Raw genomic sequence first — 12,468 nt, 5'->3', positions numbered from 1 at the left:
AAAACTGTGAGCAAGCCGGCCGGGGTTAAATCATAATTGGCACTGGCTTATCAAGCACCCTGTTGAGTTCTCAAAGAACAAACACACACCGAACCGCCAACCCCAATCAAGGGGCCCACAACCCGGGGCTTTTCAACTCCCACTTCAACACCCAGCGTTCCCGCCCGGCGCTTTAACTACGCTACCCGGTCGTTTCCGCCGGATCAAATCGAGGTTCCGATCTGATTTGTTGCCACCCGGCCGACCTCGACCGGGCCCGCTCGACGCACACAGCAACCTACACCCTGCGCGTTCGAGAGGATTTAGCGGGCCGTCCTGCTCCCACCGGTGTTTCCCGGCGGTTCCTGTCCGGTGCCCCGCTGACTCCGAAAAAGTTACCGGATGACTGGTTCAGCGCCAAATCGATCATGGCCACTAGATGACGATCAGGATCAAGCGAATCACGACAACTGTCGGATTCGCCGCAATTGACGGAACTGCCAGGCACAACTGCGGTCGGGCGGAGAGACCCTCAGCCGGCGTTCCGTAGCCGCCCCGTCTCCTTGCCTTCGGCATCGAGCAGCACCAGGACGTCGCCATCGAACCCGGCACGCCTCGCCGTCCAGAGCCAGTGGCCGACCGAGACACCGTCGGCACAGAACATCGCAGTGACCATCCTGCCGGTGGTGAGCAGCGTTCCCCCGGCCGCGACGATCCACCGACCGCTCTCCTCGTTGCACCCGTCGGAACCGCGCCACTCACCGTCCGCCGTGAACTCCGCGTACGCCGTCCTGTGCCCCTCGGCGGGCGCCCAGCGACCGACCAGCCCGCGCGGGTCTGCGGGTACCAGCGTTGCGGGTAGCGCGGCGGCCGGCGCGAACGCCCGCCGGGCCTCGTCGGTGACCACCGGCGGGTCCAACACGGAGGCCAACATGTCCGGCCCGGCGGTCGGCGTCGCGCCGGGGACCAGCCGGGCAACCGGCCGGTCCAGCTCGTCAAGGAGTACGGGCAGCCCCCGGTAGTCGAACCTGTACGCGGTCACCCGCCGCAGCCACTCCGGAGTCACCTGACTGGCCAGCTCACAGCCCGGGAGACCCTCGACTGCCGCGGCGGTGGCGACGTAGACGTCCGCGAGGAAGACGCCGTCGGTGTCGGCCCTCCAGGACCCGCCCAGGGTGTCGCAGTCACTGCCGACCAGGTACAGCTCGTTGTGCGCGAGGCGCAGAATCCTGCCCCCGCCGGGGTCGTCGAGGTCGATGATGGTCCAGGAGCCGATGAGCCCCTCCGGCATCGGGGACCGCGACACCTCGACGGTTCCCGGAAACCGCCCCGCGTCGGACTGCCCGTCGCAACCGGCGAGCAACACACCGCACGCGATCAGCATCGTGAGGTAACCCTGACGTACCATCCCGACCTCCGTCCCACCGTCTGCCCCGATGGCGTCGGTACCGGCTCCCGGGCCTGTGGACGGCACGCGGCAGCGGACGGCTCCACCTGCTACTCATAACGGTCGGGCCGGCGAACAGGGATCGGCTCGGCGTCCGGCTACCGGACGCCTGCCCGTACGCGGCTACGCCGAGGCGTCTTCGATGCGGATGACGGCGGTGACCGTGGAGCCGGTCGCCGCGGCGCGCAGGTACAGCCGGTCGCAGAGTTGACGCACGATCCAGAGGCCACGACCGCCGTCGGAGGTCAACGCCACCGGCCGGGTCCCCGCCACGTCCGGATCCACGATGCCGGGCCCCTGGTCGGTGACCTCGCAGTACAACTCGTCGTCTTCGTCCCACAGCCGCAGCCGCCCGGTGCCGCCACCGTGACGGATCGAGTTGGTGGCCAGTTCGGTCGCGACGATGACCAGACCCTCGACACGATCCGACGGCAGACCGAGGTCGGTGGCGTGCGCGGCCACGGCCGCCCTCAACGCGTAGAGGCCGTCGACCGAGAAGGTCTGGTCGAGCGCGACCGTCTCCGGCACCCGCACCGGCGCAGCGGTGACCTGGGAGTCGGCTCTCTCCGAGTTGTCACGCCGGGTCATGAGCCTGCTCTACCCGCAGCTGAAGCGCGTCACGCGCACCGATCAACCCGAACATCGTCGCCACCTGCCCCTCGCAGGTGACGATCATGCGCCGCTCGCGGGGCAGCGTGAGCGCCGCCTGGGCGATCGCGGTCGCCGCGGTCACGTCGATGAACCGCAGCTTGGTCAGGTTGACGTGGATGTCGTCGTCGAGGCGCAACGCCTCGGCGAGGGCCTGCCGGAGCGGATCGAGTCGGCTGTAGTCCAGTTCCCCGGCGATCCGGATACCCGGCGGGCGGTGCTGCCGGCAGATCCGCAGTAGCGCGTCGTCGTGGTATGCCGCCGCGGCGACAACCTTGGAGTGCGCGTCGGCGGCGAAGGCGAGGGTGATCGGATCGAAGGTGTCCCGGTCGTACTGACAGATCGCGGTCAATCGGCCGTCGGCGAACAGTCCGGCCGCCGCCGATTCGAAAGCGAGGAGTTCCTCCACGGCGGCGACGGGCCGGGTGGCCCAGCACATGTCCATGGTCACCCGCAGGTCGGCGTAACCCTCGCGGCCGGCACGCCTCAGCTCGCGGGTGAGGATGCCGACCATTTTCGCCGCGGTCAGCGGTAGATCCATCAACCAGGACTGGTCACTGCCGACCAGGACCAGCTGACCCCGCTCGAACGGGTCCAGCGCGGGCACTCCGCGCAGGGCAAGCTCGCCGAGCATCCGGGCGGGCTGGATCGAGTCGGTGAAACACACCACCTTGCTGCCGCGTTCCAGTCCCTCGGCGACGAACGCGGCGACGATGTCCACCCGCTCGTCCGGGTCGGAGAACGTCAGGCAGGCATGGTCGCCCGCGTCCAGCACGTCCACCGGGACCGCATCAGCCATCCGAAACTCCCGATAATCAACCAACGACGCGGCCAACCGTAGTGCACCCCGCTCGATCCGCACCGCCCGCACCCGGGGCATGACCTCGTGTTCGCAAACGACCGGGACCAGCCCTAACCCCTCGACCCGAGATGTGAGAGGCCTTTTGCTCTCCGGCGGTCGCTTACTGCCAAGTGCCCCATTCAGAGAGTCGAATAGCAGGTCTCTATCATCGGATTCTCCGACAAGTACGACAAGCAGCATCGAAGCGGATGCTCGGCGGTTCTGGGGGGCGAAGTCGGCCGGAGAGCCTTGGCGCTACCGGGTGCCGGCTAGTGCCCGGCCCGGCGGCGGCCGAACCGCCGCCGTACCAGGATCAAGATCAGCAGGCCGCTGAGTACGGCGGCCGGGACCCCCGCGATCAGCGGCCACCGGGTACGGGCGCGCCGGTCGTCGTTGAGCTTGGCCTGCCCGGTTCCGGCGGCCGGGGCCGGACTCCTCCCCCGGGAGTCGAGCTGTCCCCGGGACACGAGCTGGCCGACCTTCGCGCTCGCGGGCAGCCCGAATCCCCAGTCGAGCAGCGCGGCGCCCTGCTGCCAACCGGCGAGCGGAGGCGTCTCGGCGCCGAGCAGGGTGACCAGGAGCGTACGGCCGTCGCGCTCGGCGGCACCGACGAAGCTGTGCCGGGCCAGGTCCGTGTAACCGGTCTTGCCACCCAGCGCACCGGGATATTGGTGCAGCAGTTGGTTGTCGTTCCAGATGGGGTAGCCCTTGGTGTTGTACGCCTTCTGCGCGGGCACCTGCGCCAGTTTTGTCGCCGCGTACCGGCGGAAGTCGCTACGGGCGAAGCAGGCCCGGGCGATCAGTGCCATGTCGTACGCGCTGGTGTATTGGCCGGGACCGTCGAGGCCTGACGGTGTGGCGGCATGTGTCTGGTACGCGCCCAGCTGCCGAGCCTCGGCGTTCATCGCCGCGATACCACCGGCCACTCCACCGGCTCCCCCGCCGAGCCGGGCCAGTACGTTCGCCGCGTCGTTACCCGAGTTGAGCAACAGCCCCAGCCACAGCGTCTCCACCGAGTAGCGGCCGCCGTCGACCAGGCCGACCGCGGAGCTGCCCGGTTCGAAGTCGAGGTCCGACTCGGTGACCTCGACCATCCGCGCCGGGTCCAGGTGTGGCATGACCGCAGCCGCCAGCAGCAGCTTCTGCACACTCGCCGGTACGCCGTACTCGTGCGGCCCGCAGCCACCGAGTACGGCGCCGCTGCTCAGGTCCGCCACCAGCCACGACGTCGCGGTCACCTTCGGCGGAGTCGCCGCGCCCGGCGGGACCACCAGCCCGGCGCTCGCCAACTCGGGTCCGCCGACCGCCGCGCGCGCCGGCTCCAGCGGCGGCACCGCGGGTCGGGTCGGCCGGGCGACCGGCGGGGTCGGCGCGGGACACGGCCGCCGGGGTGTGGCCACCCCCGCCGCGGTCGGCTGGCCCGACGGCGTGACCTGTGCCGCCGCCGCCCGTCGAGTCCCCGCCACTGCCGGCGCACCGGCCGTGACCAGCAGAGGCAGTACGAGTACGGCGCTGGCTGCTCTGAGTACCAGCAACCCCCGGGTCATACTTCGGAGACTAATCGCGGCCTCGGCCATGGTTGGCGGTTTGCGGGCGAACCGAAGAACCCTTCTTGTCGGCCCGGCAGCGCGAGGGCGTAACAGCTCAGGCACGGCCGAATAGCGTTATCGGGCCTCCGGGGAGCAAACGGGGCAGCAACCGGTTCCGGCGGGAGGCACAGCGAAAGGCACGGTGCCGTTAGGGTGATCCGGTGCCTATGGACGACCGGACGTCTGCTCACCAAACGCACTCCCAGCCGAGAGCCGATCGGCGACCCGCTGGACCAGCCCGGACGGCAGGGTCCTGGCCACCTCCGGCTCCGGCGGAATCCGACTCTGGGACGTGGCCACCCGACGCCTGATCGGCGCGCCGGTCACCAACGGAGCGGGCCGGTTCCACGGCATCTGTTCACCCCCGACGGTCGGACGCTGGTCAGCCTCAGCAATTCGTCGATCTTCCTCTGGGACACCGTCCGCTGACCGATCCTTCCGCCGGGGCACCGCCGCTCGGCCCGCCCGGTCCGCTCGTGTTCCTGTCGGACGGGCACGGTAGAACTTCCCGCGTCACAGATCACCTGTCCGCAGGGATGACCGCTGATGTCCGGGCGGAGCTCTGCGGACCGACCGGTGGGAGGTCGAACGTCTTGGACGCCGATGCCGTCGCCCCAGCAGTGGGCGCGGCTGACTGGGAGCGGCGCAGCGTCGTACGGGTGCTGCCCGTCGCGCGGCCCCGCAAGCTCGCGAAGGTGCCCTTCGTCGAGCTGGCTGACGGGGCGCTGCAGGGGGTCGTGTCGAGCGGTTCCGACATCGCCCGGGTGTACGTGTCGGCGATAGCCGCCGGCAGCCACGAGGCCTCCTGCAGTACCAACAACAACCGGCCCTGCGGCGGCGGGGGCGTACGGTGCAACCACATCCGGGCGCTGGTCGACGAGGCCGTCGTGCAGTACGGGATCACGCAGGTGGCCCGCTACCTCCGGGTCGAGCTCGACGAGGGCGACGCCACCGGCGGCGACCTGTTGCGTCGGCTGACCGGGGGCGCCGGCCCGACGGTCGCGGCCCGGGTGTTCAGCCGTTTCCTGGCGCATCTGTCCTATCTGGAGGTTCCGGCCACGACGGAGCCACTGCCCGAGCTGCACTGGTTCCCGTCCGGGGTGGGTAGCTGATGCGGGGCGTACAGCTCGCCGGGCTGACCGGTGGCACGCCGGCCGGCGTGGACGCGGCGTACGGCGTGGTCGCCGGATTCGACGATGCGCTGTTGCAGGGGCTGGGCCGGCTGGATTCGGCGCGTACCTCGGCGCTGGCCGACCTGGCGGGCGCGGTCGCGGCCACGCCGCTCGGTCCCCGGGTGGCGGAGGCCGTCGAGAAGATCACCGCCGGGTCCCTCGGTGACGGTTCCCTCGCGCTGCTGGCCGGTGCCCGGTCCGCACTGATGGGCGCGGTGCACGACGCACTGCTGGCCCAGCTCGACAGCGCGCAGGGGCGCGAACGGCGGCCGTGGCCGGCACCGGCGGTCGCATCGTCGGTCGCCGCCGAGGGCACACCGTCGCCGTCGGCCGACGGCCCGCTGGCCGGGGCCCGCTCCTGGCTGACCGAGGCTGCCATCACCGGTTGGCGTGGGGTCGACGGCGATGCGCTCGCGGCGGGCAGGCAGCTCGTACCGGGATTGCTCGCCATTGCCTCGGGTCGCCGCCTCGCGGTGCTGCTCGACGGCCTGGTGGCCGAGCTGCACGCGGTGTCGCCGATCGCCACGGCCGACCGGGTGCCGGTACGCCGCTGGGGTGACCTGTGGAGCCGCGCGATGCTGCTGGCCCGCCCCGACAACGGCACGGCCGGTACGACGGGCGAGCGGGTCTCCGGGCGGCTGCTGATCCTCGGTGTCGACGTGCACGAGCACCCCACCGCGGTGCAGGCGCAGGTGCACGCCGTCCTCGAACCTGGCGGCGGCGCGCCGAGCCGGCTGGTACGCACCGCCGTCGCGGCCGCGAAGGTCGACACGATCGTCGGGCCGACGCTGTGGCAGCTGCTGCGCGACTACCCGGTGCTGCTCGCCGCCCTCGCGTCCGGTGTCGGCATCGAGGTCACCGACCTCGTCCTGCGCCCCGGAGGCGACCTGCTCTGGCAGGAGGGCGGCAGCCGGCCGGACGCGCCGGCCGACCCGTTCGCGGTGGCCGGGGTGCAGCTCGACGGCGTACTCGCCGACGCCGCACCGCCGCTTCACCGGCATCCGGCGGCCATCGCCGAGCCGGTGTTGCTGGAGGACTACACCACGAGCACCGATCCCGAGGGCACGGTGACCTTCCACGTCGACGGCGCCGCCATCGGTGTGACGGTCGACCGGCTGCCGACCTGCGGTCCGCTCACTCCCGAGCTGGTGGCCGCCTCCTGCGCCTGCATCGGGCTGCTGCGGTGGGACGCCGACCGTTGGCTGGTGCAGCCGCTGGCGATCCGGGCCACGTCGAAACGCAAGTCCACTGTCGTGCAGACCGGTGACTGGGCGATGGGTACGGACGGACCGCGGGCGGCCAAGATGGCGAAGGCCGGCGACGCGGTATCGGTACTGCGTGAGCGGGCGGGACGGTTGCTGCGGCGATGAGCGAGAACGAGACCAACGCGGCCGAGCACCGCCGGCAGGTGCTCTACTGGCGCCTGCTCGCCCGGCTGTTCGATCCGCAGGAGCAGCCGGCGCTGGAGGCGGCGAGCGTCGCCGTCGTCGACGACCTCGGCCTGCCGACCGCGCTGCTGGACCCGAACGTTTCGGTGGACAACGTGGTGCAGCGCCACCCGGAGCTGGCGGCCGAGCTGTCGGGGGTGATGGCGCCCCCGGAGACGGATGCGCCGGACGAACCGGTCGGCCCGGACGAGGTACGCCGTGCCGCCCTCGCCTCGAAGCTGCTGCTCAACGTCTTCGGTACGGGCACCGGCAGCGTGAGCGCGGGACAGCTCGGCCGGTGGCAGTCCGACGCGGGCTGGCTGGAACGGGCACTCGGGCACGAGCCGGGGCAACTGCGTGGGCGGCCCGGTAGCGGCGGGCTCTCGGGTGTGCTCGGCGACCTGGAGGGCGATCTGGTCCGCCGGATGCGGCTACGCGAGGTGCTGGCCGATCCCGCACTCGCCAGCAAACTCACGCCCAGCATGTCGCTGATCGAGCAGTTGCTGCGGGACAAGCACAACCTCTCCGGCGTGGCGCTGGCGAACGCCAAGGCGCTGATCCGCCGGTACGTCGACGAGGTTGCCGAGGTGCTGCGTACCCAGGTCGAGCAGACGAGCGTGGGCACCGTGGACCGGTCGGTGCCGCCGAAGCGGGTGTTCCGCAACCTCGACCTGGACCGCACGATCTGGAAGAACCTGCCGAACTGGAATCCGCAGGACGGTCGGCTCTACGTCGACCGGCTCTTCTACCGGCACACGGCCAGACGTACCACCCCGGCGCGGATGATCGTGGTGGTGGACCAGTCGGGGTCGATGGTCAACTCGATGGTGAACTGCACCATCCTCGCCTCGATCTTCGCCGGGCTGCCCAGGGTGGAGGTGGACCTGATCGCGTACGACACCCGGGCGATCGACCTGACTCCCTGGGTACAGGACCCGTTCGAGGTGCTGCTGCGTACCAAGCTCGGCGGCGGGAACGACGGTCCGGTGGCGCTGGCGATGGCCCGCCCCAAGATCGTCGACCCGCGCAACACCGTGCTGGTCTGGATCTCGGACTTCTACGAGTTCGACCGGTCCCAGCCGCTCTTCGACGGGCTGGAGGCGGTGCACCGCAGCGGCGTGAAGCTCATCCCGGTCGGCTCGGTCAACAGCAGCGGGCACGCCGAGGTGAACCCCTGGTTCCGCCAGCGCTTCAAGGACCTCGGTACGCCGGTGATCTCCGGCCACATCCGCAAGCTCGTCTTCGAACTCAAGAACTTCCTCACCTAGGAGATCGTCACCATGACCACCCCTGAGATGCTGCGCGCCCCCGCAGAGGTCAAGTTCGCCGAGGAACTCGCCTGGCTGGAGTCGGTCGACGACAGCCCCAAGCCGTACTCGTGGCGGCTGAGCCCACGCATGGTGCGGCTGTTCATCCTCGGCTCGGAACGCGCCGACGGGCTCGACCGCGAGATCCCGCAGAAGTGGTTCGGCGACCGCAGCTTGGTCGAACGGAGCATCGTCACGCTCGCCTCCGACCGTGGCCTGCTGCTGATCGGAGACCCCGGCACCGGCAAGAGCTGGCTGGCCGAGCTGCTCGCCGCCGCGATCTGCCGCAACTCGACACTGGTGGTGCAGGGCACCGCCGGCACCACCGAGGACCACATCAAGTACTCGTGGAACGTCTCGATGGTGATCGCCCACGGGCAGTCCCGCGCGTCGATGATCCCCTCCCCGATCATGACCGCGATGGAGCAGGGCGTGATCGGGCGGTTCGAGGAGCTGACCCGTTCCACGAGCGAGGTGCAGGACGCGCTCATCTCGATCCTGTCCGAGAAGTACGTCTCCATCCCGGAGCTGGACGACGACAACATCGTCTTCGCCCGACCGGGCTTCTCGATCATCGCCACGGCCAACAGCCGGGACCGGGGCGTCAACGACCTCTCGTCGGCGCTCAAGCGGCGGTTCAACTTCGTCCGTATCCCGGTCGTCACGAACAAGCGCAGCGAGGCCGAGATCGTCCGGTTCCGCACCACCGAACTGCTCCGGCGGCACGAGATCGAGCTGGACGTACCGCCGACGCTGCTCGACATCCTGTTGCAGTCCTTCGCCGACCTGCGTACCGCGGCGGCGGCCGCGACCAGCGACGACGAGAAGCTGGAGTCGGCGCTGTCCACCGCGGAGCAGATCGGTGTGCTGGAGGACGCGATCCTGCACAGCAACTTCTTCGGCGACCGCACGCTGCGCGCCGAGACCCTCGCCAGTTCCCTGGTCGGGTCGCTGGCCCGGCGCAGCCCGGAAGACCTCGCCATCCTCAACAAGTACCTGCACGGGGTGGTCGAGCCGCGCAGCAAGGAGGCCGGCGGCGAGTGGCCCGCCTTCCTGGAGGGCGGCCGGCAGACCATCGTGACGCTGTCATGACCGTCTTCGGGGCGCTGCGCGAGCAGCTACAGGACGCGGCCGTGGCGTTCGCCGACGGTCCCGACGCCCTCGCCGAGATCCTCGCCGGCCTGGTCGACGACGTCGACCGGGCCCTCGGGGAGGAGTTGGAGATCTTCCCGGTCTGCCACCACTCGCCGTCCTCGGCTCTGGCGATGGTGCGCAGGCTGCGCGAGAAGCAGCCGAAGGTGATCTACCTGGAGCTGTGCGAGGACCTCCAGCCGCTCCTCACCGAGCTGCGCAACTGCCAGCTGCCGGTGGCGCTGCAGGCGTTCGCGAGCGAACTGGACGGGCACCCGCGCAAGTGGGGACCGCTCAGTGTGGTCGCGCCGGTCACCGAGGCGTCCGCCGAATACCAGGCGATCGCGTACGCCTTGGAGACGCCCGGCGTCGAGCTGGTGCTGGTGGACCGCTCCACCGACCACGTCTTCCAGTGGCAGCCGCGTGACGAGCCCCCGCCCGGTGACGCGGACGGGGACGGCGATCCGGAGCCGCACGGCGAGGGGCCACCGGCCCACGGCGAGGAGGTCGACCTGCACGGTGACGCGGTCGGCATCGAGATCGGCGACCTGCGTCCCGGCTTCCGTGAGCTGGAGGAGCACCTGCTGCACCACGGCCGGGTACGGCACTGGTCCGAGTGGTGGGACCAGTACGTCGAGCAGCCGCTGGTGAACGCCGACTATGCCACGTACCGGCAGGTCATGGTGTTGATCGGCAGCCTGTTCCGGCGGCTGCGTCCGGGCGATGCCGCCCGGCTGGACCGGGACGAGGATCGCGAGCGTTACATGTGGACCCGGATGCGCGAGCACCTCGCCGTGTCGGGTGTGGACCGCTCCGACTGCCTGTACGTCTGCGGTGCGTTCCACGCCGCCAGCCGGGTCGAGCAGTTCGGCTCCGCGTCCACGGTGCCGTTCGAGATCACGCCCCGGACCGGCACCACCTGGCTGTACGGCCTGGTCCCGTCCAGCCACTCGGCGATCGAGGCCCAGTTCGGGCTCGCCTCCGGCAGCGTCTCCATCGCCGCCACGACGTTCTCCCGGGCGGTGACACGCAGCGGGGTGAAGACGTTCCGGCTGGCCGGGCAGCAGGACGGCGGCAAGCGCGCGACGCGTACCCGAAAGGCGGCCGCGCGGGGATCCGGCGGCCGCGGTCCGGCCCTGCCGGCCGCCGAGGACCGGCTGTCGGAGTTCCTGTCGCGCCCGCCGGTCGCCGACGGGCTGGACGAGGACGAGTTGCTGGGCTGGTGCGTCGACATCGTGCGGCTGGCCCGGCGCAACGGCTACCTGGCGAGCACGGCCGACGCGATCGCGATCTTCGAGACCTCGATCCTGCTCGCCGGCATGCGCAACCGGGCCCGGCCCACCCCGTACGACTTCGCCGACGCGGCCGTGACCTGCATCGAGAAGGACGTGGTGCCGGGCCGGCGGGACGTACGCCGGCTCTGCGAGATCCTGATGGGCGGCGACCGGATCGGCCGGGTCGGGTACGACGCGCTGCCACCGCTGGCCCGCAACGTGTACGACCGGCTGGCCCCGCTCGGCCTCGAACTGGATCGTCGTACCGTGCAGCGGGCACTGCTCGACATCGCGGCGCGGCCGGAGTTACGGGCCGCCTCCGACCTGCTCTGGGTGCTGCGCGCGCTGCTGCCGCAGCAGACCGTCCGGCCGGTGATGGGCGAGCGGCGGCTCGGCGGCACGTCGATCCAGGAGAGCTGGGACCTGGCGATCGGCCGCGACCAGCGCGCGCTCATCGAACTCGGCTACGAGGGCGTGACCGTCGAGCAGGTGCTGGAGCAGCGGCTGCGCCGGAGGGTGTGGGCCCCGCAGGCGACGGCGGCGGTGGCGCTGCGGGCGGTCGAGGATTCGCTGCTGTACCTGCGCAATCCGCGGTTCACCGACGAACTCGGCGCCCGCGCGGTGCAGTTGCTCGGGGCCGAACGTACGGTCGACGACGCGCCCGAGGTGCTGACCCGGATCCGCCGGCTGCTGGCGTACTACCGCTCCACGCCGGAGGGGCTGCCCGCCTGGTGCGAGAACTTCGGCTCCACCGGGTACGCGCACTACTGCACGCTGCTGCCGACCGCGTTCGTCGACGAGGAGACCGGGGTACGTCAGGTCGCGGCGATGCTCGGGTTCCTGTTCAGCATCGAGAGCCTGGCCCTGGCCCTCGGCTGCGACCGGGCCCAGTTGGAGATCGCGGTGGCACAGTCCCATCCGTCGGCACCGGCGAAGGTCGCACTGCTCTGGGCGGCCCGTTTCCAGCTCGGCTCGCTCACGCTTGCGCAGTTGCGCGAACGGTCCACGGAACTGCTGGAGAATCCGCTGGTCGTACCGGCGTTCCCGCAGTACCTGACCGGTTTCGCCCAGGCGCTCGAACCCGTACCGGCGCTGGCGCCGTTCGTGGTCGAGGTGCTTTCCGGGGCGTTCGGACGGCTGCCCGACCGGGTGCTGCTGCCGTGGCTGCCGACGCTGATCACCACGCTGCGCGAGGAGGCCGGCGAACAGGTGCCGCGGTTAGTCCGCGAGGCGGGCCGGACCTTCCCGGCCGGCCTCGCGGCGCTGGACTCATGGACGCCACCGTGGTCCGGGCCCGCGGCGGCGTCCGGCGATCGCACCGCCGACGCCCCGGGTACGGGTTCCGCCGCCCGCTCGGGCACCGACGGCACCGCTGCGGTGGCCGAGTTGCTGGCCGGGCACCCGGAGTCCTGCGACGCCGTGGCCGGGTTGCTCGGCTGCGACGACCGGTGGCGGTCGGTTGCCGTCCCTGCCGCCGCAGCCGGCGAGGCGGAGCTGTGGGAACTGCTCGTGCGGCATCCGGAGCCGGCCGAGGCGCTCGCGGCGCGACTCTGACGGTCTCGATGCCCTCCGGTACGCCGCACCGGAGGGCATCGACCCGCTACCCGTCGACGGTGACGACCAGTGCCTTCGACCACTCCGGACGGCAGCCGC

9 protein-coding genes are annotated in these 12,468 nt (G+C 70.9%); 5 read left to right on the top strand and 4 right to left on the bottom strand.

From position 1 onward, the window contains the following. Window positions 1-511: 511 nt before the first annotated feature. The 4 genes from AB0J90_RS27310 to AB0J90_RS27295 form a co-directional block, all read right to left on the bottom strand. Complete coding sequence (locus AB0J90_RS27310) at window positions 512-1,387, bottom strand: META domain-containing protein (RefSeq protein WP_363600546.1); 876 nt, start codon at window positions 1,385-1,387, stop codon at window positions 512-514. Between the two features lie 162 nt (window positions 1,388-1,549). Continuing rightward, window positions 1,550-2,014: an ATP-binding protein gene (locus tag AB0J90_RS27305; protein WP_363600544.1), complete on the bottom strand. Its 465-nt coding sequence runs from the start codon at window positions 2,012-2,014 to the stop codon at window positions 1,550-1,552. Next, a complete protein-coding gene (locus tag AB0J90_RS27300) occupies window positions 2,001-2,873 on the bottom strand; it encodes an MEDS domain-containing protein (RefSeq protein WP_363600542.1) in 873 nt (290 codons plus the stop codon). Before AB0J90_RS27300 ends, AB0J90_RS27305 begins: the two co-directional genes overlap by 14 nt. Before the next feature lie 311 nt (window positions 2,874-3,184). Beyond that, a complete protein-coding gene (locus AB0J90_RS27295) occupies window positions 3,185-4,462 on the bottom strand; it encodes a D-alanyl-D-alanine carboxypeptidase (protein ID WP_363600540.1) in 1,278 nt (425 codons plus the stop codon). Window positions 4,463-5,097: 635 nt separating this feature from the next. Here AB0J90_RS27295 and AB0J90_RS27290 point away from each other — a divergent pair. The 5 genes from AB0J90_RS27290 to AB0J90_RS27270 are packed head-to-tail and all read left to right on the top strand — an operon-like array spanning window position 5,098 to window position 12,369. Then, a complete protein-coding gene (locus tag AB0J90_RS27290; RefSeq protein WP_363600538.1) occupies window positions 5,098-5,616 on the top strand; it encodes a hypothetical protein in 519 nt (172 codons plus the stop codon). After that, on the top strand, window positions 5,616-7,046 hold the full coding sequence (locus AB0J90_RS27285; protein WP_363600536.1) for a hypothetical protein: 1,431 nt from the start codon (window positions 5,616-5,618) through the stop codon (window positions 7,044-7,046). The genes AB0J90_RS27290 and AB0J90_RS27285 overlap by 1 nt, the downstream gene beginning before the upstream one ends. Further along, window positions 7,043-8,371: a VWA domain-containing protein gene (locus AB0J90_RS27280; protein ID WP_363600534.1), complete on the top strand. Its 1,329-nt coding sequence runs from the start codon at window positions 7,043-7,045 to the stop codon at window positions 8,369-8,371. The genes AB0J90_RS27285 and AB0J90_RS27280 overlap by 4 nt, the downstream gene beginning before the upstream one ends. A 12-nt stretch (window positions 8,372-8,383) precedes the next feature. After that, window positions 8,384-9,502 (top strand): AAA family ATPase, encoded by a 1,119-nt coding sequence (locus tag AB0J90_RS27275; RefSeq protein ID WP_363600532.1) that lies wholly within the window; start codon window positions 8,384-8,386, stop codon window positions 9,500-9,502. Then, window positions 9,499-12,369 carry a DUF5682 family protein gene (locus AB0J90_RS27270; protein ID WP_363600530.1) on the top strand — a complete coding sequence of 957 codons (2,871 nt, stop codon included), beginning with the start codon at window positions 9,499-9,501 and terminating at the stop codon, window positions 12,367-12,369. Before AB0J90_RS27275 ends, AB0J90_RS27270 begins: the two co-directional genes overlap by 4 nt. The last annotated feature ends 99 nt before the right edge of the window (window positions 12,370-12,468 follow it).

This window comes from Micromonospora sp. NPDC049523, from assembly GCF_040676775.1.
In the GTDB taxonomy this organism is placed as follows: Bacteria; Actinomycetota; Actinomycetes; order Mycobacteriales; family Micromonosporaceae; genus Micromonospora_G.
Note: the sequence above shows the minus strand (reverse complement) of the source record. Positions and strands in the feature narration are given on the sequence as shown.

What these genes read in the sequence shown, in the direction of transcription:
- AB0J90_RS27310 (WP_363600546.1), bottom strand. Translation starts at nt 1,387, where the DNA reads ATGGTACGTCAGGGTTACCTCACGATGCTGATCGCGTGCGGTGTGTTG.
- AB0J90_RS27305 (WP_363600544.1), bottom strand. Translation starts at nt 2,014, where the DNA reads ATGACCCGGCGTGACAACTCGGAGAGAGCCGACTCCCAGGTCACCGCT.
- AB0J90_RS27300 (WP_363600542.1), bottom strand. Translation starts at nt 2,873, where the DNA reads ATGGCTGATGCGGTCCCGGTGGACGTGCTGGACGCGGGCGACCATGCC.
- AB0J90_RS27295 (WP_363600540.1), bottom strand. Translation starts at nt 4,462, where the DNA reads ATGACCCGGGGGTTGCTGGTACTCAGAGCAGCCAGCGCCGTACTCGTA.
- AB0J90_RS27285 (WP_363600536.1), top strand. Translation starts at nt 5,616, where the DNA reads ATGCGGGGCGTACAGCTCGCCGGGCTGACCGGTGGCACGCCGGCCGGC.
- AB0J90_RS27280 (WP_363600534.1), top strand. Translation starts at nt 7,043, where the DNA reads ATGAGCGAGAACGAGACCAACGCGGCCGAGCACCGCCGGCAGGTGCTC.
- AB0J90_RS27275 (WP_363600532.1), top strand. Translation starts at nt 8,384, where the DNA reads ATGACCACCCCTGAGATGCTGCGCGCCCCCGCAGAGGTCAAGTTCGCC.
- AB0J90_RS27270 (WP_363600530.1), top strand. Translation starts at nt 9,499, where the DNA reads ATGACCGTCTTCGGGGCGCTGCGCGAGCAGCTACAGGACGCGGCCGTG.